Annotated in this window: 24 protein-coding genes and 2 pseudogenes; 23 read left to right on the top strand and 3 right to left on the bottom strand. The window is 33.6% G+C overall.

Annotated features, from left to right (window positions below; translation table 11 throughout):
- Window positions 1-23: 23 nt before the first annotated feature.
- On the bottom strand, window positions 24-557 hold the full coding sequence (locus tag MHH59_RS15740) for a DUF2199 domain-containing protein (RefSeq protein WP_002128048.1): 534 nt from the start codon (window positions 555-557) through the stop codon (window positions 24-26).
- Between the two features lie 134 nt (window positions 558-691).
- Window positions 692-1,132, bottom strand: a complete 441-nt coding sequence (locus tag MHH59_RS15735; protein ID WP_001178569.1) for an Lrp/AsnC family transcriptional regulator — start codon at window positions 1,130-1,132, stop codon at window positions 692-694.
- 321 nt (window positions 1,133-1,453) lie between these two features.
- Here MHH59_RS15735 and MHH59_RS15730 point away from each other — a divergent pair, with 321 nt between their 5' ends.
- The 15 genes and pseudogenes from MHH59_RS15730 (at window position 1,454) to mntA (ending at window position 13,848) form a co-directional block, all read left to right on the top strand.
- Window positions 1,454-2,218 carry an SDR family oxidoreductase gene (locus tag MHH59_RS15730; RefSeq protein WP_002128046.1) on the top strand — a complete coding sequence of 255 codons (765 nt, stop codon included), beginning with the start codon at window positions 1,454-1,456 and terminating at the stop codon, window positions 2,216-2,218.
- 335 nt (window positions 2,219-2,553) lie between these two features.
- Complete coding sequence (locus MHH59_RS15725) at window positions 2,554-3,120, top strand: TetR/AcrR family transcriptional regulator (RefSeq protein ID WP_070128202.1); 567 nt, start codon at window positions 2,554-2,556, stop codon at window positions 3,118-3,120.
- A gap of 58 nt (window positions 3,121-3,178) precedes the next feature.
- Window positions 3,179-3,433, top strand: coding sequence for an SDR family NAD(P)-dependent oxidoreductase (locus tag MHH59_RS30860; protein ID WP_445290617.1), 255 nt, complete (start codon window positions 3,179-3,181; stop codon window positions 3,431-3,433).
- A pseudogene (locus tag MHH59_RS15720) lies at window positions 3,394-4,121 on the top strand (alpha/beta hydrolase); the annotation flags it as partial. The gene MHH59_RS30860 and the pseudogene MHH59_RS15720, both read left to right, overlap by 40 nt.
- Window positions 4,122-4,655: 534 nt before the next feature.
- Window positions 4,656-5,165: a DinB family protein gene (locus tag MHH59_RS15715; protein WP_087996081.1), complete on the top strand. Its 510-nt coding sequence runs from the start codon at window positions 4,656-4,658 to the stop codon at window positions 5,163-5,165.
- A 533-nt stretch (window positions 5,166-5,698) separates the two neighbouring features.
- Window positions 5,699-6,004, top strand: a complete 306-nt coding sequence (gene arsR / locus MHH59_RS15710; RefSeq protein ID WP_000046014.1) for an arsenical resistance operon transcriptional regulator ArsR — start codon at window positions 5,699-5,701, stop codon at window positions 6,002-6,004.
- A 60-nt stretch (window positions 6,005-6,064) separates the two neighbouring features.
- Window positions 6,065-6,502 (top strand): ArsI/CadI family heavy metal resistance metalloenzyme, encoded by a 438-nt coding sequence (locus tag MHH59_RS15705; protein ID WP_002128040.1) that lies wholly within the window; start codon window positions 6,065-6,067, stop codon window positions 6,500-6,502.
- Window positions 6,503-6,520: 18 nt separating this feature from the next.
- Entirely contained in the window at window positions 6,521-7,561 is a 1,041-nt protein-coding gene (arsB, locus tag MHH59_RS15700; protein WP_002128038.1) for an ACR3 family arsenite efflux transporter, read from the top strand.
- Window positions 7,562-7,586: 25 nt separating this feature from the next.
- Window positions 7,587-7,991 (top strand): arsenate reductase (thioredoxin), encoded by a 405-nt coding sequence (gene arsC, locus MHH59_RS15695; RefSeq protein WP_002128037.1) that lies wholly within the window; start codon window positions 7,587-7,589, stop codon window positions 7,989-7,991.
- Between the two features lie 307 nt (window positions 7,992-8,298).
- A complete protein-coding gene (locus MHH59_RS15690) occupies window positions 8,299-8,955 on the top strand; it encodes a uridine kinase family protein (protein WP_033730768.1) in 657 nt (218 codons plus the stop codon).
- Between the two features lie 321 nt (window positions 8,956-9,276).
- Window positions 9,277-10,251, top strand: a complete 975-nt coding sequence (locus MHH59_RS15685) for a phosphotransferase enzyme family protein (RefSeq protein ID WP_340851729.1) — start codon at window positions 9,277-9,279, stop codon at window positions 10,249-10,251.
- A 63-nt stretch (window positions 10,252-10,314) separates the two neighbouring features.
- Window positions 10,315-10,914 carry a DJ-1/PfpI family protein gene (locus MHH59_RS15680; protein ID WP_000701587.1) on the top strand — a complete coding sequence of 200 codons (600 nt, stop codon included), beginning with the start codon at window positions 10,315-10,317 and terminating at the stop codon, window positions 10,912-10,914.
- Window positions 10,915-11,282: 368 nt separating this feature from the next.
- On the top strand, window positions 11,283-12,032 hold the full coding sequence (locus MHH59_RS15675) for a metal ABC transporter ATP-binding protein (RefSeq protein ID WP_033730765.1): 750 nt from the start codon (window positions 11,283-11,285) through the stop codon (window positions 12,030-12,032).
- Window positions 12,029-12,895, top strand: a complete 867-nt coding sequence (locus MHH59_RS15670) for a metal ABC transporter permease (RefSeq protein WP_002165479.1) — start codon at window positions 12,029-12,031, stop codon at window positions 12,893-12,895. The genes MHH59_RS15675 and MHH59_RS15670 overlap by 4 nt, the downstream gene beginning before the upstream one ends.
- A gap of 17 nt (window positions 12,896-12,912) precedes the next feature.
- Window positions 12,913-13,848: a manganese ABC transporter substrate-binding protein/adhesin MntA gene (gene mntA, locus MHH59_RS15665; RefSeq protein WP_016127228.1), complete on the top strand. Its 936-nt coding sequence runs from the start codon at window positions 12,913-12,915 to the stop codon at window positions 13,846-13,848.
- 91 nt (window positions 13,849-13,939) lie between these two features.
- Here the strand turns inward: mntA and MHH59_RS15660 are convergent.
- Window positions 13,940-14,533: pseudogene (locus MHH59_RS15660) on the bottom strand (IS4 family transposase); the annotation flags it as partial.
- Between the two features lie 212 nt (window positions 14,534-14,745).
- Here MHH59_RS15660 and MHH59_RS15655 point away from each other — a divergent pair.
- From MHH59_RS15655 to MHH59_RS15620, 8 genes are all read left to right on the top strand, one after another.
- Window positions 14,746-15,318 (top strand): histidine phosphatase family protein, encoded by a 573-nt coding sequence (locus MHH59_RS15655; RefSeq protein WP_000846735.1) that lies wholly within the window; start codon window positions 14,746-14,748, stop codon window positions 15,316-15,318.
- Between the two features lie 185 nt (window positions 15,319-15,503).
- Window positions 15,504-15,887 carry a hypothetical protein gene (locus MHH59_RS15650; protein WP_000532580.1) on the top strand — a complete coding sequence of 128 codons (384 nt, stop codon included), beginning with the start codon at window positions 15,504-15,506 and terminating at the stop codon, window positions 15,885-15,887.
- 393 nt (window positions 15,888-16,280) lie between these two features.
- Window positions 16,281-17,192: a 1,4-dihydroxy-2-naphthoate polyprenyltransferase gene (gene menA / locus MHH59_RS15645; protein ID WP_002084661.1), complete on the top strand. Its 912-nt coding sequence runs from the start codon at window positions 16,281-16,283 to the stop codon at window positions 17,190-17,192.
- A gap of 287 nt (window positions 17,193-17,479) precedes the next feature.
- A complete protein-coding gene (locus MHH59_RS15640; protein ID WP_002128033.1) occupies window positions 17,480-17,806 on the top strand; it encodes a hypothetical protein in 327 nt (108 codons plus the stop codon).
- Between the two features lie 330 nt (window positions 17,807-18,136).
- Window positions 18,137-18,823 carry a response regulator transcription factor gene (locus MHH59_RS15635; protein ID WP_002128032.1) on the top strand — a complete coding sequence of 229 codons (687 nt, stop codon included), beginning with the start codon at window positions 18,137-18,139 and terminating at the stop codon, window positions 18,821-18,823.
- The gene (locus MHH59_RS15630) at window positions 18,820-20,604 is read left to right on the top strand and encodes a sensor histidine kinase (RefSeq protein ID WP_340851722.1); all 1,785 of its coding nucleotides are present in this window, start codon (window positions 18,820-18,822) and stop codon (window positions 20,602-20,604) included. The genes MHH59_RS15635 and MHH59_RS15630 overlap by 4 nt, the downstream gene beginning before the upstream one ends.
- A gap of 126 nt (window positions 20,605-20,730) precedes the next feature.
- Window positions 20,731-21,414 (top strand): N-acetylmuramoyl-L-alanine amidase family protein, encoded by a 684-nt coding sequence (locus tag MHH59_RS15625; RefSeq protein WP_002142388.1) that lies wholly within the window; start codon window positions 20,731-20,733, stop codon window positions 21,412-21,414.
- Window positions 21,415-21,667: 253 nt separating this feature from the next.
- Window positions 21,668-22,510 carry a polysaccharide deacetylase family protein gene (locus MHH59_RS15620; RefSeq protein ID WP_002033202.1) on the top strand — a complete coding sequence of 281 codons (843 nt, stop codon included), beginning with the start codon at window positions 21,668-21,670 and terminating at the stop codon, window positions 22,508-22,510.
- The last annotated feature ends 108 nt before the right edge of the window (window positions 22,511-22,618 follow it).

Genomic DNA, 22,618 nt, shown 5'->3' with positions numbered 1-22,618 from the left:
TTTTCAATGTTCTTTTTTATTTACTAATCATTTATTTCTTCGTTATTTTGATAACAAATTTCTTCAGCAATTTCTTGGATGCGATCTAGTTTAATACCATCTTTTTGTTCAATAGATAATGGATGGTCTGTTAGTTCGAGTTGAATATAAGGTTTGTAACCGATTTCTCTAGTATGAACCATTGTTTTTAAACTTACTGTATCTGGATAACAAGGAAGTTGGGTAGATAACCAACCAAACATTGGCTCTAATTCGTTTTCTCTTCCTTTCGTTTCCCAGTAATCAAGCGTCTTTTGGAAGTTTGTTTCACTTAAAGATACCCATACATCCCATATAAAAGGTCCCTCTCCATCTAAAACTGGAATTTCAATACAACCTTTCATAAAGAAATATTCATCATCAATTACACATAGATCTTCATCCATTTCAACTCGACTCTCTAGCTCTTCTTCAGGGATATAGTAAAAATAATCGGGAGCCTCATTCCCATAACATATAGGGAGTTCATCGTGAAATACTCCGCAAAATTTACAAACATAGCCTATTTTTTCGTTCATTAATTTTCTCCTAACCATCTATAACAATTGTGTTTGATCATTTGATTTTAAATAGATTATATCATTTGTTTTTTTGATTTCTCTCACAAAGAAGCAACTTTTAATGTTAGCGGAGGTTAATACGTATCCTTTTATCAGAACGACAATTTCTCTTCAAATTCACTCTTTAAAACAATTAAAGGAGATGATAATCCAAATTGCATTAAAGAGTCTAAAAATGCAGCGAGAGAATCCATCGAATCGCTCATGACTTTCATCATATAATTAAATTCCCCGCTAATTCGATATAAATCTGTTACTTCAGGAGCGGCATTACAATATTGGATAAAATCAGAGCATTGACTCGTTTTGAACATAATGAATGCTTGGATGTTTTTATTAATTTTGGAAGGCTCAAATTTCGTTCGGTAAGCAGCTATAACCCCTTGATCTTCAAGCTTGTTAATGCGTTCTTTTACAGCAGGCTGCGTCATGGATATAATACGTCCTATTTCTGAAACAGAAATTCTCGCATTTTCATACAACAAGTTCATAATTTTATGGTCAATTTCATCTAGTTTTACTGCGTTTTGCATTGGATAGCCCCCCCTTTTTATTTTCTAAAGTAAATCGTAAATTATAACTATAATATCATAAGTGAAGGAACTAAATTACCTATAAATCTATATTTAAAATTATTAGTATTTGCTTAAAAATATAAGTATAGGATTTATCCCGCTATTTGCGGGCAGTAAAACTCCCACCTCAAAATTCAGCTGGAGCAAAGTGGTTAGGTGAGAGATTAACTGCCCGTAAAAGCCCGATTGGTGAGGGCTGATAATCAGTGGGGGATGAAGAAAACCCCCACTGATTAAAGTTTCACTTTATCAAACGAAAATTTAGGAAGGGTGGAAAAAATGAAGAATCTTGATGGGAAAGTAGCGTTAGTAACAGGGGCGAGTCGCGGTATTGGTCGTGCGATTGCGATGAGATTGGCAAACGACGGTGCATTAGTTGCAATTCACTATGGCCGAAATAAAGCAGCTGCAGATGAAACAATTAGTGAGATTGAATCAAATGGAGGAAAGGCATTCTTAATTGAAGCGGATTTCAATTCAATTGATGGTGTCAAAAAGATAGTAGAACAATTGAAGAATGAATTACAAATAAGAGTTGGTACATCAGAGATTGATATTTTAGTAAACAATGCAGGGATAGGTACACAAGGAACAATTGAAAATACGACAGAAGAAGTTTTTGATGAAATTATGTCTGTAAATATTAAAGCACCGTTCTTCTTAATTCAGCAAACATTACCGTTATTACGAGCGGAGGGGCGAGTTATTAACATTTCATCAGCTGAAGTAAGACTTGGTTTTGCAGGGTCCATTGCATACGGTTTAAGTAAAGGTGCACTAAATACGATGACACTTCCTCTAGCTAAACATCTTGGAGAAAGAGGTATAACAGTGAATGCAATTATGCCTGGATATACGAAGACAGATATAAATGCGAAATTGCTAGATAATCCGGAAATACGAAATTTTGCTACGAATTCATCTGTGTTCGGACGAATAGGGCAAGTTGAAGATATTGCAGATGTAGTAGCATTCCTTGCTTCTTCTGATAGCCGCTGGGTAACAGGGCAAATTTTAGATGTTTCTGGAGGATTTTGTTTATAGGGGCACTACTTCATACCCATCAAGCTAATATTTTCATCTCCCCCTAAATTAAAATTTTCTTTCTCTACAGATAGCTATTTTGAGAAGCCGCTCATTTTTTCGTTTTGAGGGCATTTCTTTTTCTTAAGTTGATGGGTATGTATGGTGACCCCTATTAGACGATAGTGAATTAACAATTTCGGGGTTCAGTTCCACTTTATTCAAAATAAGATTTTTTTGCAGTAAAATCAATGTTAGTGGAACTTTTTTAATCAAACTTTTTTCCAAATTAACATAAATCCTTGCAACATTTAAATTAGTACTATATAGTTCTAGTTATGACAAAGGTAAAATTAATGAATCAAAAACGTGTGATTGAAGTAGCTGCAACATTATTTTTAGAAAAAGGGTTTGCTTATACAAGTATGGATGAATTAGTACGTGTAAGCAAAGTTTCAAAGTCTAATGTGTATTATCACTTTTCTAATAAGGAAGTATTATTAGAAGGGGTCGTTGATTATTGGATTGGAATGTATCAATCTGCAATTGATGACGTACTTTCTCAGAACCAATTTTTAGTTGAAGATCGTATCCAACTGTTTTTAAAGCAATTATCACAAGGAGTTCAGTCGAGAGAGTATAAGGGGAGCTGTCCATTTATTACTCTTTATATTCAAAGTCCTACACAGGCCACGCAAATAAAAGAAAAAATAGGTCTTTTTTTTACAGAATTACAAAAGAAAGTTTCTCTATTACTTAAACAAGGGTTAGAGAATGGAGAATTCAGAAATACGATTAATATTGATGAGGTTGCATCACTTTTTATTACAAATCTTGAAGGAGCGTTATTTATTTCAGAAACATTGAAGGATGCAACTGTAATCACGAAAACAGCAGATCATTTATTTAACTTGCTTCGATAAAAGAAGCTTTTTTTTTACATCAAATTAGTACTGAATAGTACTAAAAAGGAGATTTTATATGAGAACAGTATTTTTAATTGGTGGAACAGGCTTTATTGGAAAGCAATTAGTGAAAGAATTAGCTAAAGAGGATGTTAAAATTCTTCTTTTAGTGAGGTCGAAAAGTAAAGCAACACGCATTTTTCAAGAAAGAGGCATCTTAAAAAAGGCAGTTATGCACTTTATTGAAGGTGATTTGACGGAAATAGATTTAGGTCTAAGTGCTGAAGATAAGGAGAGGATAAACCGTTTATTTTATTACATGGTTTATTGAGTGATGGAGAGGATTTATTTCCTTTAGCACAAGAGCTTCATGAAAAAACTGGTCAACCTGTATGGATCTTGGATCTTCCAGGTTTGGGACGTTCTCCTTTTAAACAAGAGAAAAATCTTCTAGATATCTATTTGAATGTAGTGAAAAAGTTATTGGAGAAAGCTACTAATGGTGCACATCTAATTGGCCATTCATTCGGTGCGTTTATTCTTCTGGAAGCATTGGTACAAAAGTACATAGATAAGAAGTATTCAATCACTTTACTTCAGCCACCTGTTGCTAAAAAAATGCTAAATCGCTAAATGTTCCCCAATTTATGAACAAATGGACATTAAAATTGGCAAATACTAATTTGATAGGGCGTTATTTATTAAGTAATGGTTTGTTTGAAAGTATGGAGAGCATCCCTGAACATTATATCGAAAAAATAAGTAACAGTTTTACTTCTCCTAGAATTTTAAATACTACGGTTCAGCTTAACAGTTTACTACTGAAAAACGATCAAGGTGATTTCAATGAAGTAACAAAGTATAATCTTCACATTATTTGGGGGGATTATGACAGAGGCTATTCTGCTCCATCGCATCTTGGTAAGGTTGATTTTGTTCCATATGGCCATCATTTTCCTCTTAGCCATCCGAGTGAAACGGCAACATTAGTAATAAAAAATAGTAATACTAGCAGATGAGAGTGTGGGATAAATAAACAGTGTGTAGTAAGATCGTTGTGTCTTTGAAATAAAATCGTACTGTTTGGGGTCCCACCCCATACCTATCAAGCTATACTTCTGAAATATCCCCAAAACGAAAATTTCATCCTTTCATAGTTGTCCATAGGATCTTAGGTCGATTTTCATTTTTGAGAAGAATACATTTCTCAAATTGATGGCAATATGGGGGGGGAAATAATGTTACGATGTTTATAAAAAAGTAGTTAGACCAGTGTGTTTTACTCCGATTCATTTCAAAATATAATTGAAAATCCATCTTTAAATTAAAAAAGAGGGTGTTACCTTTATATATTAATAACTTCGAAATATTGTATAACAGATAATTTTTATGCATTGCTTATTGTGCTAACGAATCAAGATAGTGTGGCGACCGACAAACTAAATAGTTGCTTATCCTCAATTATTAGAAGGAAAGTTCTATCATTTCGAGAATTTATTAGACATAGACGAGTGCTATAATTTTCTATATCTACATATAAGAGGTGACTACGCATGAATCAAAGACCGTCAGAAGAAGAATACGCCGGGAACTCCGGCGAATATATCCGTTTGGTACCGGACGGTAACATCATCGACATTCTGCTCGCCCAGGAAAAGCAAATGATCGAGCTCCTGGCATCGTTGACCGAAAGTCAGTACGCGTATCGGTATGCGGAAGGAAAATGGACGCTGAAAGAAGTCGTGGGCCACATTGCAGACGCGGAACGCGTCATGACCTACCGCCTGCTTCGGTTCGCAAGAGGGGACCAGACGTCTCTGACTGGTTTCGATCAGGAATTGTTCATGCCTCCTTTCGGAAGCTGGACAACCGAGCAATTGGCCGAAGACTACCGGGCCGTACGGCAATCAACGATCACATTGCTGCGCGGGCTACCGGCGGAGGCGTGGACCCGAAAGGGCACAGCCAACAACCTAAGCATTACGGTGCGCGCCCTCGCGTACGGCATCGCAGGACACGAACTTCATCACATGGGGGTCATCCGAAATCAGTACTTGAGTTAATCGTCGGCTGAGGCCTTTGGAATGGAACTAACACCTCTCATACAACCTTAGATACCGTTCTTATTGGGGTCCCGCCCCACAACCATCAACTTAAGGATTTAGACTATTTTTGAAATTAAAAGCACATTACTATTCTCTTATGTTAATGAGAAAATAGTAATGTGCTTTTTATGAATATGCACCAAAAACAAGAGTTATCTTTATTTGCCGAAGAGTTATATCGATTTTTTTCATTTGGGGGTATTTGTTTTTCTTAGCTTGATGGTGATGGGGCACTACTCTATAATGGTCAAATTAAAATTTAAAACAGTTATAGAGACTCCATTCCTCGGAAATATTGTAACTATCAAGTTGTAAAAAGAACCATAGTTTTTTATTTTTGAAAAGGCTATGGTCCTTTTTAGTTGTAGCAAAGATATGATGTGAGGAAGTTTTTATAAATCAAAAAAATTTGATTAATTAGTTGCGTAATAAATTAATCAGCGTATATACTATAAATATCAAAAAAAGTTGATGAAGGGAAGTGAACTACGGTGGCACAAGATTTTCAGCTCTATGAAAAAAAGTTTAAAGCGTTGGCGGATCAAAAGCGTTTAGAGATTATGTATGAGCTTTGTCAGCGAGGCCAGACGTGTGTATGTGATTTAACAGAGATTTTTGAAATGACGCAATCTAAGTTGTCATATCATTTAAAGATTTTATTAGATGCAGGTTTAATTGTAAAAGAAACAAAAGGCACGTGGAGTTATTATGATTTAAATGATGCGGAAGTAAATAATTTATTATCAGAAGAATTGTGCTGTATTTTTAGAAAAACAGGAAAAGGTAGCTGTTGTTAAAATTTTATACTATTAATCAAAAAAAATTGATTAATAACATATAAAGAGGAGGAGTAAGCTATGAGATATGTTCACGTTGGTATAAATGTTACGGATTTAGAGGAGTCTATCGAATTCTACGAAAAGGTATTTGATGTGTCACCAGTTAAGGTGAAAGTAGATTATGCAAAATTTTTATTAGAGATGCCAGGACTTAATTTCACGCTGAACGTACGAGATGAAGTGAAGGGAAATCAGGTAAATCATTTCGGTTTCCAAGTGGATACTGCTGAAGAAATTACATTACATAAAGAAAGATTAGAAAAAGAAGGTTTCTTTGCGCGTGATGAGATGGATACGACTTGTTGCTATGCAGTTCAAGATAAGTTTTGGGTAACGGATCCTGATGGTAACGAGTGGGAATTCTTTTATACAAAAGCACATAGTGATGTTCATAAAATTGAAGATCCATCTTGTTGCACGACTTCTAACGTAGTAGATAAAAATTCTTGTTGTTAATAGGAGATGGAAAATAAAATGAAACGTTTATCTTTTCTAGATCGATATTTAACACTATGGATTTTTCTAGCGATGGCTGTTGGGATTGGTTTAGGGTTTGTGTTTCCTAGTGTAGTAGACGGACTAAATACATTACAAGTTGGAACGACGTCCATCCCGCTCGCTGTTGGTTTAATTGTCATGATGTATCCACCGTTGGCGAAAGTTCGTTACGAGGAAATGGGCCGGGTATTTAAAGATGTAAAAGTATTGGTTTTATCTTTAGTGCAAAACTGGATTATTGGTCCTGTACTTATGTTTGTTTTAGCAATTATTTTTCTTCCAGATAAGCCAGAATACATGGTCGGACTCATTATGATTGGTTTAGCACGCTGCATTGCAATGGTAATTGTTTGGAACGACCTTGCAGATGGGGATAAAGAGTATGCAGCAGGTTTAGTGGCTTTTAACTCCGTATTCCAAATGTTATTCTTCTCTGTTTATGCATACGTGTTTGTAACAGTCATTCCAGAATGGTTAGGAATTGAAGGGGCTATTGTCGATATTACAATGGGAGAAGTAGCGAAATCAGTATTTATCTATTTGGGAATTCCTTTTATAGCAGGTATGTTGACACGTTTTGTACTCGTTAAGTTAAAAGGAAGACAATGGTATGAAAAGGTGTTTATACCGAAGATTAGTCCACTTACATTACTTGCATTACTATTTACAATCATCGTTATGTTCTCTTTAAAAGGGGAAATGATTGTTAGCGTACCATTAGATGTAGTAAGAATAGCAATTCCGTTATTAATCTATTTTATTGTAATGTTTTTTGTTTCTTTCTTTATGGGAAGAAAAATTGGTGCAAACTATCCGGTGACTACAACGTTAGCATTTACAGCAGGTAGTAATAACTTTGAGTTAGCGATTGCTGTAGCAGTTGGTGTGTTTGGTATTCATTCAGGCGCAGCATTTGCAGCTGTTATCGGGCCGTTAGTTGAAGTACCTGTAATGATTGCACTTGTAAACGTTGCTTTTTGGTTTAAGCGTAAATATTTTAATGATCAACCAGTATAATTTAAAAATAAAGGCGGAAAACAACATGAAAAACAAAAAGACAATCTATTTCTTATGCACAGGAAATTCATGCCGAAGCCAAATGGCAGAAGCATGGGGCAAACAATATTTAGGCGATAAGTGGAATGTATATTCTGCAGGAATCGAAGCACACGGAGTAAATCCAAATGCTATTAAAGCGATGAAAGAAGTAAATATCGATATAACGAATCAAACATCGGATATAATTGATGTAAATATTTTAAATAACGCTGATTTAGTTGTTACCCTTTGTAGCCATGCGGATTCTGTTTGTCCTTCGACACCTCCTCACGTTAATCGTGTTCACTGGGGATTTGATGATCCAGCAGGAAAAGAATGGTCTGAATTTCAACGTGTTCGCGATGAAATTGGAGAACGTATAAAGCGATTTTCTGAAACAGGGGAGTAAATAAAGGAAAGAGCCAATCTTCTATCGTATAGGGGATTGGCTCTTTCCTTTATTAGTCATGACTGCATTGGTTCGCATAAATTACCGAAAAATAGAGGATATTCTATTGAATTGATAAAGTTAGAAATGTATTTAATCATGTAGGTGTTCACAAATAATAAAGTCATTTAAAAGATAATAAAGTTGTTTAGAATTAGAGATGGTATGATGAAAAATCACACTATCTTTTTCTTTTTATGTATAATTAAATAAAAGGATTTTCGGATATTAAAATAAAGGGTAGTATATTAGCGTAAGGGGGAGAATGATGGATAAGTTGTTACAAGAAATCATAAATTGGTTAAGGATGAGCGATGAACAAATTGTTATTGGTATTTCAGGACATGGTGCAGCTGGAAAAACAACGTTTGCTAATAGACTCGTAAACCTACTAAATCAAAATGAAGTAAATTATATTAATACAGATCCTTACATTGTTAGTTCGGATATCCGTAAGCATGCAGTGATTCATTATACATATCAAAATGAAAATCATCGTTATAAAATGACAGCTTGTCATCCAGCAGCGCACCATTTGGCAGCTTTAGAAAGAGATATTCAGATGGTTAGAGCTGGGCTAGATTTTTATACGATAGATACGCATTATATGAAAAGTAAGTTGATTTCTTCGAAAAATAAAGTAACGATTGTGGAGGGAATGAGCGCCGCATTTATTAATCCTGATTTATTTGATTTGAAAATTTATTTTTATACAGATGGCGAAACGGAACTAATGAGAAGATCAAGCCGGGATATAGCTGAAAGGGGAGCTGATATAAATTATTTAAGGCAGTCTCATGAAGAACGCCGGATTCAATATGAAGTATTTATGCATTCGTATAGTCAGCGTTTTGATATCATTATCAAAACTTCCGATGAAACAACATGTTTAGAAAAAAATATATTTGAGTTTTATGAAGTTTAAATGAAAATACTCAATTTGTTAATTTCATTATGACGGTTAATTTTTCTTATTTAGTACTTGTATTAAACAAATTTATTATTTAATCAAAAATACATTCACTATGAAATAACTAGATTTTTAAAAAGATTTAGCAGTCTTCTTTCATCTACATAGATAGAAGGCTACTGTGATTTTGGCGGCAAAATTACATAACTTTATTATTACTCCACAGTAGGATATGATTCTTTATTTGAATAAATTAAGTGTATCTTAATAATCCTTACTTTAAAAGGTTTTTATTCGGAAGTATAAAAATGAATTTTTGCATGAAAGGGGAATAGGGTGAAACACATAATAAGAAATGTAGTAATGAATTATTTTAAAGAAATTCATTCACTAATAGTGGAAGAAGAATTACATAAGAACAGTTGGCATACAGATTTGCATTATAAAATCATCGTAAATGGAAATCGGTATTCCGCACGGTTGATGAATAGCAAGCGAACAATCAATCCGGCCTTTGGGACTTTATCAAATGAACAATTGAAAGAGCAAGTACAGTTTACGTATTATTTAAGAGAGTATGGAATTCCATTTATGCAGATTAAGGAGAATAGGGCGGGAGAGTCATTTACATTAGTCACTTGGAATGATGAACAGTACCGGTTTGTATTGTCTACTTGGATTGATGGGGAACATATTACTCATTGTACAGAAACGATGGCAGAAGTCTTTGGAAGGGAAGCAAGAAAGATACATGACCTTTCTAGTACATTTCAAAGCCCGATTTTTCAAAAGAAATCACATTTAGATGGATATAATGAGTTTATAAAGCTATTAGAAAATAAGAGCGGTATATGTAAGGAATTAAGAGGGTATATAGATCTCGCTAAGTATCATATAAAATGCGCACATACGAGTGATTTAGAGTTTATTGTACAGACAGATTTAAATCCTTTAAATGTTATATGGAACTCAAATCAATATGTAAAAGGAATTATAGATCTTGAATCGATTGGATATGTAGATCGCATTGAAGGATTAGCCTTTTTAATAAAATGGTACTCTCGAACGAAAGGAATACAGTCGCATAAAGTATGTCCGGAAGTTGCTAGAGCATTTTTAGAAGGGTATAAAGCTAATAACATTTTAACTTCAAATGATTATAAAAGACTTTCTTCGTTGCTATGGTTATCCGGTAGTTTAAATTGGAACTTCGTTAAAAAGACGATGAGTCTATTAGGTGACGGGAGAGAATTAGAGGAACATTTGAAAGTTTATAGAGTAAGGGGAGAAAGGTTGTCTTCATTGTTTTAATTTGTAGATAACATTTCTTCTCTTTTGGGATTTATAAAACAAAGCATATGAGGTGTTCTAAAAATGAAAATACAAATTGTAGTGTTTGACGGTTTTGGAGAGCTTGTCTCTTTTGCACCTTTTGAGGTATTGAAAAGAGCGATAGAAGAAGGGGCTCCGTTTACGGTTGAATTAGTTTCTAGTGAACCAAAACAAGAGGTTACTACTTCGTTTGGAGTTACGGTTAAATTACATGATTTTTTACGAATGGATAATCGTCCAGATTTGTTAATTGTACCTGGTGGTGGCTGGAATCATAAAGCTGAACATGGGGCACGAAAGCAAGCAGAGCTTGGTAATTTGACCAAAATGATTAGAGAGATGCACGATGAAGGAACAATTGTTGCTGGAGTTTGTACAGGAGGTATGTTACTAGCTGTATCCGGTATATTGAATGATAAAAAGGCAACAATGCATCATTTGGCGCAAAATGAAATTAGTCAATATGGAGCAGAACTTCTTCATTACAGAATTGTGGATCAAGGCGATATTATTACTGCAAGAGGAGTTACTTCAGGAATTGATTTAGGTCTTTGGATCACGGAAAGGTTTGCAAGTCCAAAAATTGCAGCTGCTGTTGAATATAGAATGGAATACGAGAGGCGAGGTGTTGTTTGGAAGTGATTTGAACGTAATCATAGTTTTTTGCTGTAGAGCGTATTACATATCCTTAAAGAAAAAGGGCCTACTCGTATGAGTTGGTTCTTTCTTTTATACACTACTATTTTTTACAGTAATATCTTTTCCAAAAGAGCATAGAATGGATCATGTATTTTGTTTCATAGTGATAATGATTTTTATTATATATTCATAAATTTGTAAAAAGTAGTTTACAAATTTGTATCTGGCTTATATAATTCGACTCATATAAAAAAGTTTCCTCAGGGAAACTCAGGTATGGATTTACATTCATATTATATTTTTTTGTCCGAAAGTTGCCTTTGTGCAAAATAATTATATTAACGAAAAAAAGAAGGGGGAATACACAAAAAATGAGTGAGGCTATAATCGTCAAAGATTTGTTTGTATCCTATCAAGGGAATCAAGTAGTTCAAAACGTTTCTTTTGAAATTGAAAAAGGAAAACTCGTTGGAATTATCGGTCCAAACGGTGCGGGGAAATCTACTTTAATGAAAGCTGTTTTAGATTTAATCCCAAGTGATAAGGGATATGTTCGGATTCTTGGAGAGGATATTCAAAGCGCTAGAAAACATGTTGCATATGTACCGCAAAGAAGTGATATAGATTGGGATTTCCCGATCACAGTAATAGATGTCGTACTAATTGGAACGTATCCATCTTTAGGGATGATGAAAAGGCCGAAGAAAGAGCATCGGGATTGGGCGTTTGAATGTTTAAAAAAGGTCGGAATGGAAGAGTTTAAAAATCGTCAAATTGGTGAGCTTTCAGGTGGACAACAACAACGTGTCTTTTTGGCGAGAGCGCTAGCACAAAAGGCAGAGATATTTTTCTTAGATGAACCATTTGTTGGAATTGATGTAACAAGTGAAGAGACAATTATTAAAATTCTTAGAGAGCTACGTATAGAAGGGAAAACGATTGCTGTTGTACATCACGATTTAAGTAAAGCAGAGTCCTATTTTGATAAATTACTATTACTGAATAAAAGCTTAATTCATTACGGGGAAGTACGACAAGTATTAGAACCAACTGTTATGTCAAAAGCATATGTGAATCAAGGAATATTGTTTAATAATGCAGCGGAGGTACATTCATCATGAAGATTGTAGAATTTATAGATGCATTAACGCAGTACAGTTTTCTGCAGAAGGCGCTTTTAACTTCCGTTATGGTAGGAGTGATCTGTGGGGTAATAGGATGTTTTATTATTTTACGAGGTATGGCATTAATGGGTGATGCGATCTCACATGCCGTTCTTCCTGGAGTAGCACTTTCTTATATGATAGGTATGAACTATTTCATAGGGGCGGTTTTAACAGGTGTTATTACTGCAGTTGGAATTGGATTTGTAAGTCAAAATAGTAGAATTAAACATGATATGGCGATAGGGATTATGTTCACTTCTGTTTTCGCTATAGGGATTATTTTAATTACCTTTATGAAGAGTAGTTCTGATTTGTATCATATTTTATTCGGGAATGTCCTATCAGTTCGTTCTTCTGATATGTGGATGACACTTATTATCGGAGTGGTTATTATCGGGCTTGTGATGCTATTTTACAAAGAATTACTCGTATCCACTTTTGATCCAACGATGGCGCAAAGTTACGGACTACCGAACAAATGGATTCATTATGGCTTAATGATTCTACTTACAATGGTTACAGTAGCATCACTTCAAACTGTAGGAATTATTCTAGTTGTCGCTATGCTTATTACACCAGCGGCTACAGCGTATTTATTAACAAATCGTTTATGGGTGATGATTTATTTAGCCGCAGGTATTGGTGCACTTTCATCTGTAGTAGGGCTATATTTTAGTTTCTCTTATAATCTTGCTTCAGGTGCAACAATTGTCCTTGTCGCAACATTCTTGTTCGCATTGGCATTCTTTTTTTCACCGTCACAAGGTTTGTTTTGGAGAGCTATCAAAATTAGAAAAAATAGAGCAGAGTTGTCATAATTGATTGGAGGATAAAGATGAAATTCAAAAATGTTTTATTATCGATACTTTGTATTTTCGTATTTGCATTAACAGCGTGTTCGAGTAACACCAATGGAAAAGAAGAGGGCAATGGAAAATTAAAAGTTGTAACTACATACTCCATTATATATGATATGGTGAAGCAAATTGGTGGAGATAAAGTTGAGATTCATAGTCTTGTTCCGATTGGAGCTAACCCGCATGAATATGATCCGTTACCAAAAGATGTTATGAAAATGACAGATGCAGATATGGTGTTTTACAATGGATTAAACCTAGAAGAGGGCGGAGCATGGTTTAAAAAACTATTGAAAACTGCAAACAAATCAGAAAAAGATGCACCGGTTTATAAAGTAAGTGAAGGTGTAGAGGCTATTTATTTAGAAACTAAGGGATTAGAAAAAGAACCAGATCCGCATGCATGGATGAATATTAAAAATGGTATTTTATATGCTGAAAATGTGAAAAAGGCATTAATTAAAGAAGACCCTAAAAATAAAGAGTTCTATACTAAAAATGCCGAAAAGTATGTAGCAGAACTTCAAAAGTTACACGATGAGACAGTGAATAGAATTCATCAAATTCCTGAGGAAAAACGTTTCTTAATCTCTAGTGAAGGTGCTTTTAAATACTTTGGAAAAGCGTATGACATTAAGACGGGATACATTTGGGAAATTAACTCAGAAAACCAAGGTACGCCAGATCAAATTAGAGATGTTGTAAGTGTAATTCAAACAAACAAAGTTCCAGCTTTATTTGTAGAAACAAGTGTAGATCGACGTAGCATGGAAACTGTTTCAAAAGAAACAAACGTGCCAATTGGAGGGACAATTTTTACAGACTCACTAGGTAAAACGGGTGAGGATGGAGATACGTATTTGAAAATGATGAAATGGAATATAGATACAATTATTAATGGGTTACAAAAGTAAAACCTATCTGTTTATCAAGGTAGCGTAACTATTGAAGATTTTTAAAATAAGAGAAAAAAGGCCAACTCCTAGGAGTTGGCCCTTTCGTTTATTCCCGAATACATAAATCGCCAGGTCGTAATGTTGCTAAACATTCTGTTCCAAAGGTCTTATCAGTGTTCTTACCCGGTTCAACTTGAAAATTTAAAACCTGTCTACTATGTAAATCATATTCTAATTGAATCTTTATACCTGCTGTTTGTGCACAACCACCCGATCCAGGATACACACTAGCTAAATGTTTTGGCACTTGAAAAATCGTCGCATCTAAAATATGAATCTGTTGAAAATAGGTAATTGAAGAGCTTGGAATCACTGATGTTTCACAAATTTTATTTTTTAATAATATAGAGAAGATATGTTTTAAAAAGCAAACAGCCTTCTTATTGAAGCGTTTATTTAGTCCTTCTGGACTCATAAGAGTTCCTGTAACAGCATGAAGTTGACTACACAGTCGAACTAAGGAATCACTCGCTACACGTTGACTAATCCATACACAAATAATAGCTAAATCACGTCCTGAAAATTTACGCTTTCGTTGTACAAAAGCTAGTTCTCTAGCGAGTTTTTCTAAAAATGATGGGGTAAGATGTTGATGTAATTCTTCAGCAAATAATTGTAGCTCGCTTCGAATCGAAAGATTCATAAAAATTTCATCCTTTCTAATAATCAAGCTTGTTTAGAAAGAATAACGTTTTTTTATACCTGAGGATAGTGAAAACTTCGCGTCTTTCTTACAAATATCGTGAATTCATTTCAAATTCGCACAGTTTTCTGTTAATTAAAGGAGACAAACTTGGATATATATGCTAACATCAGGGAGGAATTGTAAAGGAAACTGGAAAAATGGAGGTAATTATGAAAACTTTCATATATATGGTTAGACACGGAGATTCACCAAAGTTTGGAAAAGAAGGAACAAGAGGATTAACTGAAAAAGGAAAATTAGATGTTCAACGAATAACAGATATATTACAGAGTGAGGGAATCGACGTTGTTATCTCAAGTCCATACAATCGTTCAATTCTAACTGTTCAACAGTTAGCGAAGCAAATAGGACAAGAAGTTATAGTATTTGAGGACTTAAAAGAGAGAATTTTTATTGCTGAAGAGGAACGAATGTCGGATAAAGAATTATTCCCTTTGATAGAAAAGTCATTCTTAGACCCTGACTTTGCTTTAATGGGAGGAGAGTCGAATGTCGACTGTCAGAAACGTGCTATAAAAGTTTTAAAAGAATTATTAAACACCTATCGAGGACAGAAAGTAGTATTAGGCACTCATGGAGCTGTAATGACTTTGATGATGGGATATTATGACAGTAAGTATGATTTGAATTTTTTACTACAGACATCAAAACCAGATATATATAGAATGGAATTCAATGGGCAGGAATTGGTGGAAGTTAAAAGATTGTGGGAAATTTCATAGATTGACTTTATTCATCCATAGCTTACCTAAATGACGTGTATTATAAGAAAAAGGGTTACTGCGGTAACCCTTTTTCTTATGGCACTGACGGGGATTGAGTTCAACAATATAAAAATTCGGTTTCTTAGCGTACAAAATTCACGTTTTGTTCTTGCTATCCCGAGGTGAAATGGGAGGGAATGTTTTTGGGCAGGATATTTTTAAAGTTATTTTTTAAATCAATCCTATTTGTTTTCTTATGTGGTATTGTTGTTTTTTCTATATTTCAGATTATTTTTGTCTGGAGTGTTTCGACAGGATTAGGGAGAGATGATATAGTCGGATTTTCTGATAATAAGTATGTAATTGGTCGTCCACCTGTTAGCTATAATTTATATAAAAAAGATAGTGGAGAAACTATATTAGATAATGTTATTGGTTATAAAAAAGGAAAAACTAAAAGCTATATTCGGAATGAAATTGAATTTGTAGTAATAAATGAGACAAAGGGTAGCTATGAATTGTATAAAATAGAAAAGGCTTCAGAAAAGGATATAGAACGGCTGAAAGAAATGAAGAAATTAGAATAAAAGAGACCATCTGAAAGGTAAAAATGTACACTTGTTATTGTTAGATCTAAAAAATGGTTTAGACTGATAACTGGGTTTTATTTTATGAAAAGAATTATTATTAAAATAAAGCATTAGGGGTTCAGTCCCATGCCCTCAAGCTAATATTTTGAAGTGTCCTCAAAACGAAAATTTTCTTCGTTTTGGGGAACTACCAATTTCTTAAGTTGACGGACATGCGGCTGTACCACATATTAGAAAAAACGATATTTTGATGCAAAGTTATGGTGCAAGCAAGAGCATTAAAGTTCTATCGCTAATTCTTTTTTTGATATAATAGATGTGAAGCAGGAAATAGATAGAAAGATACTGCTAGTAATTTATACTTAAAATGTAGGGAGATTGAACAGAGTTATGGGGAATGAAAAAGAAATTAGTTCCGCTAAATTAATATGGAAGATGACGCGCCCACATACATTAACGGCGACGTTTTCTCCTGTAATTTTAGGGACAGTGTCATCACTTTATGTTGCCGAAATTCATTGGCTATTATTTATTGCGATGATGGTTGCATGTTTAGCGTTGCAAATAGCAACGAATTTATTTAACGAGTACTATGATTTCAAACGTGGATTAGATACCGCTGATTCTGTTGGCATCGGTGGTGGAATTGTCCGTCATGGATTGAAGCCAAAAAATGTATTAACAGTTGCGCTTTTATTGTATGTGGTAGCAGCATTTATTGGCATTTATATTTGTATGAATAGCAGCTGGTGGTTAGTTGTCATTGGTTTAATTGGGATGGCGGTTGGCTATTTATATACAGGTGGTCCATTACCAATTGCGTACACTCCATTTGGAGAATTAGTTTCTGGATTGTTAATGGGGACATGTTTTGTACTCATTGCTTTCTTTATTCAAACGAATACTATAACGATTGAAAGTATATTGATTTCCATTCCAATTGGAATTTTAGTAGGTGCAATTAACATGTCGAATAACATCCGAGATATCGAAGAAGATATTAAAGGTGGAAGAAAGACGTTGGTAATCCTCCTTGGGAGAGAAAAAGCAGTGGTAACACTAGCTGTAGCCTTTTTAATTGCTTATTTATGGATTGCCGTAATTGTGTTGATGGGTTATATAAGCCCTTGGGCATTAGTTATGTTCCTAGGTTTGAAAAAGCCAATCTCTGCTATTCAAAGCTTCCAAAAAGGAGCAAAGGATCCCGGGTATATGCGCATCGCAATGAAATCAACAGCGATGACAAATACGATTTTTGGCTTCTTATTATCAGCAGGACTATTAATTAGTTACTGGTTTTAAATAAAAAATATTTTTAAGTGACTAAACCCCGATTTCTCGATTTTAATATAGAGAAATTGGGGTTTTTATTTTTGTATTTCTTTAATAATGATCAAACTCTTTTATAAATCTACATTATTTAATAGATTAGTTGAGATAAAGATCAGGATAGTGAGAGGAATGCTTTTTATATTTGTCTAAGTTATAGAGATTTTCAATAAAAAAATAGTAAAATACAATATTTTTTTATTGAAAAACGATAAATGTTATGTTAATCTTTAAAAAAAGATAGACAAGGATGAAGAAGAATGAAAAAAATAGTTTTAGTTGGACTTTCTACCATAACTTTAATTATTATTGGTTTTGTCTCTTACATTACATTAACAACGAAAGATCCATTAAGTGACAAAGAATTTCCAAAAACTCAAGAAAAAGCAAAGGCAACTGCTATTGAATATTTTCAAAAAGAAAAACAGTTAGATGTTGTTATAACTAAAGTTGGAGTAGTGGGGGAAATAGGATATAAAGTTTGGATCGAAGGACATGAGCTGAATAATGAACAACAAAAAATTGATGCAATTATAGATGTTGCAAAAGAAGATAAATATAAAGTAATAAGTTCTAATATCGATTAAATATCGATTATTACGTATAGTTGATATTACTTTATTAATATAATTTATCATAGAATGCGACCTTTAAAATGAAAAAGCGCTATCCTGTTTGTAGAAATATACAGAAAGGATGGCGTTTTTGTATGGATTTTTTGATTCAAGATGAGTTTCATTATTTGTTGAAGAATTACAGTTATCTCTGCATTTTATCTTTATATCAGTATGCTATTATCTTGATATAACTATGTTACATTTAGTAGTGACAGAAATAGTGAAAGATTTCTAATTGGTTAAAATATAAAATGAACTATTTCTTTATAAAAATAAAATTAATCGTGGGGAAGATGAAATATGCAAAGAACAATTTTAATTGTAGAAGATGAAGATATTTTACGTGAAATCATGAAGGATTACCTACTAAACGAAGGGTATAACGTCTTAGAGGCGATTGATGGGAAAGAAGCGTTATCTATATTTGAAGAACATGAGGTACATTTAATTATTCTAGACATTATGTTACCGGAATTAGATGGTTGGGCGGTTTGCCGGCGAATTCGGAAGAAATCTAATGTACCTATTATTATGCTAACGGCTCGGGTGGATGAAGATGATACCTTACTCGGATTTGAAATGGGAGCGGATGATTATGTTACAAAACCATATAGTCCTCCTATTTTATTGGCAAGGGCAAAACGATTAATTGAAAGCCGATATTCTTCCACTATTAATGTATCTACTGAAGACACATTAACTAGTAGTGGTATCCATGTACATTTCCCTTCTCGTACAGTAACTGTAGATGGGGAAGACATAAGTATGACACATACAGAATTTGAAATATTAACGTATTTCATGCAAAATCAAGGGATTGTGATTTCGAGAGAACAACTAATCACTAAAATTTGGGGTTATGAATTCGCTGGGGATGATCGTACTGTTAATAGTCATATCCGTAATTTGCGTCATAAATTAGGACAAAAAGCGACTTGTATTGTAACCGTTGTGCGAACTGGTTATAAATTTGAGGGACAGGTATGAAAAAAGGAATTGTATTAAAGTTATTTATATTAACTACGGCATTATGCACACTTATTTTAGTGACTATTTTTATTGGACAAACCATATTTTTTAAGCAATATTATTCGAATCGAAAAGTTAATGATATTAAAACGAATATTCAATCCTTTGAAAAGGCATATATAAAAGCTGGAGATGACGCGAAAAGGATTCAAGAGTTGGAACAAAATTTCTACCAAGATAATGCGACATGGATTACAACGCTAGATAGGGTAGGGAATATAAAATATGCAAGTGATTTTTCTTTAGAAATTCAGTTAGATCCTAACGGAAATAACACCTTTTCTGAACGTTTAATTCAGATACCGTTGTATAGTTTTGTTAATTTAGAAGATATACAAAGGATAAAAGATAGTTTAGAACAGAGGAGTCATATTATTATCGATGGAGTGCAGGAAGGTGATGCAGTAGTCCCTGCGATGTTAACAATAAAAGAGAAGAATATTGGTTTGGAGAACAAGCAGTTGTCAGAGAAGTTATATGGCCCAAAAGTCGCATCTTCAAAAGAAAATTCACAGTTATATTTAGCAGGAAGTATTAAGAACGTGCAGTTACCGGAGGGTACTGTAGGAACTAACTCTATTTATGGAAATCGTGTGTTAATAGATAGAATAAAACAATTTCAGGTTGATTTAATATTAAATCAAAAACCAAATAATATTACTTCTACAGAAATAGTGGATTATGAAGAAAATGATATTAAATATAAACTATTAATCAAACCAACAATAGATGCAGATGGTAAGGTAAATTATATATTTGCTATGACATCATTGCAACCAGTTGATGAAGCTGTGCAAATGATAAAGGATTATTATGTATATTTAATTATCTTTGTTTTGATTTTAATCGTTTTGATATCGTTCTATTATTCAAATAAAATCGCCAAACCACTATTACAAATAAATGATACTACAAAAAAAATCGCTGGTTTAGATTTCTCAGAGACGATACCTATTACTACAAAGGATGAAATAGGTGCTTTATCACAAAATATTAATACACTTTCTAAGGCTTTGCATTCGTATATTAATCAATTGCAGCAAGATATAGAGAAAGAAAAGCAATTAGAAAATACACGTAAAGAATTTATCGCGGGTGTTTCACATGAGTTAAAAACACCTTTAAGTATTATGAAGAGCTGTATTTCAATTTTGGAGGATGGTGTTGCTAGTAATAAAAAGGATTATTACTTTAAAGCAATGTCAAAAGAAGTAGATAAAATGGATATGCTTATTATTGATATGCTGGAGTTAGCAAAATTCGAGTCTGGTACGTATAAAATGGAAATGGATGTTTTCCATATTGATGAGATGATTGATTATATATGTGAGCAATTAACCTCGGATATAATAGCTAAGCAATTACATGTGCATAAACAACTTTCTAAAATTGAGGTAGTTGCAAATCCACATCGAATAGAACAGGTGGTTACTAACTTTATTACGAATGCGATTCGTTACACACCAGAACAGGAGAATATTATTATTTCTACAATAGAAGAGAATGAACGTGTAAAAGTATGTGTAGAAAATAAAGGAGCACATATTGAACTAGAACATTTAGAGAAAATATGGGATCGTTTTTATCGAGGAGATACGTCTCGTCAACGCTCCAAAGGTGGAACAGGATTGGGCCTTGCTATTTCAAAAAATATATTAGAGCTGCATGGTGCGGAATATGGTGTTTCGAATACAGAAGATGGAGTGTTATTTTTCTTCTACTTAAATAAAAACGTGTAGAATTTTCATTCTACACGTTTTTATCATTTTTAAACAAAATCGACATTATCTGCATTTTATCTTTATCAGCATTCATTAATATCTTCATTAGAAAGGGAATGAAAAGCTGATAAGGAGATTGTTAAAATGAAAAAAAGAGTGACATTGCTTTTATTTATAATATTAATAATGGGCACAGGAGTTAGTTTCATACATGCTAAGGGGCATAAAAATATATCACAAGAGGATTTACGATTAAGAGGAAAAACAATTGTAATTGATCCAGGGCATGGTGGAGGAGATAGAGGGACGAAAGGAAAGAAATTTGGAACGATTGAAAAAGAGCTTAATTTAAAAGTAGCACAAAATATAAAGAAAGAATTAGAAGAAAGAACGGATGCAAAAGTTATATTGACGCGTGAAAAAGATGCGAGTTTACTTTCAGAAACAAAACAAAAGGAAGAATTGCAAGCGCGTGTCAAAGTAGTGAAAGAACATGCGGCGGATCTTTATATTAGCATTCATCATGATGCTTTTGAGGATACAAATGTAAAAGGAATAACAACTCATTATGGATCTAATAAAAGGAAAGATAAAAAATTAGCTAAGATCGTACAAGAAGCTATTTTTGATCAAAATATAGACAGCCGAGATCGAGGTGTTCATGGCAGTGATTTTCTTGTCTTACGAGAAAATTCTTCTCCGGCTATCCTAATAGAATTAGGGTTTACATCTAATGCGAGTGATGAAAAAAGAATGAATTCAGAAGAATTCCAAGCAAAATCGCAAAAAGGAATTGTGGATGGCATTATTAATTATTTTACGATGTAATAAAATAGGCAAATAGAAAAATACTATTCTTTCTAAATCTTAATTAGGAAGAGTAGTATTTTTTATTTTGGGTGTATATCCAGTTTTCAAATTAAAAACAAATATTTTTCTAAAGAGTGGATGCAATACGCTATTCTTTAACTGATTTCGACATTATCTGCATTTTATCTTTATCCATCTCTATTAATCTATTTATTGTAAACACCGGGTGAAATTAATGATTCAGTCGAGTAAAGGCTCAGCCTTATAAATAATGAAAGAATCACAAAGTAAGAAAAAAACAAGTCGATTAACTAAGGTAATAATATCTCTAGGAGTTGTTTTAGCAACGACCTTTTTCACTTTCTTTTTAATTGGAAAATGGCACTCTATCCCAGCGAAGGGAGTAGCTAATGAAAGTATGAAACAAGTTAATACGCAACAACAAGAAAAGAAAAAGGAAACATCACCAGCAAAACAAAAAAGACCTGATGGAAAACCGGTAGGAAAAGTTGTCTATTTAACATTTGATGACGGTCCTAGCGAATTGACTGGGAAATTTTTAGATGTACTAAAAGAGCAAAATGTTGCCTCTACATTTTTTATGCAAGGTAGCAATTTACAAAATACAGGTTTTCAGGAAAATGTAAAACGAGCAGTAAAAGAAGGACATTATATTGGTGCACATAGTATGACACATAATAGTGATAAGCTATACAAAAAGGGACAATTTGTACCAGAGATGAAAGAAACGTTAGATCTTATCCATAATATTACGGGTACAACTCCTAAACTGGTCCGTCCGCCATATGGATCTGCACCAGGATTAAAGGGAGAGGAAATTCGGAATCAAATTGTAGAAGCAGCAATAAAAGTTTGGGATTGGACAGTAGACTCAAATGATTGGAAATTAAAAGATAATCCAACTCAGATTATCGAAAATGTAAAAAAACAGACAACAGAAGAAGTAGAAGTTGTTTTAATGCATGAAAAAGCACAAACATTACAAGCTCTTCCTGAAATTATTAAATTTTATAAAGAGCAAGGGTATGAATTTGGGGTATATAATGATGAGGATCATTTTCGTCTAAACTTCCAAAAAGATCAACGTCTATAGTATAAACATAGTTATTTTAAAAGGTGTTTTTATTACTAAATCAATAATTAAGCCAAAAGTCGATTTCCTATACGATAAAGAAATCGGCTTTTTCTTTATGGAATTTTA

It is taken from the genome of Bacillus sp. FSL E2-0195, from assembly GCF_038003645.1.
In the GTDB taxonomy this organism is placed as follows: domain Bacteria; phylum Bacillota; class Bacilli; order Bacillales; family Bacillaceae_G; genus Bacillus_A; species Bacillus_A mycoides.
This window is presented reverse-complemented; position numbering and strand designations above follow the sequence as displayed.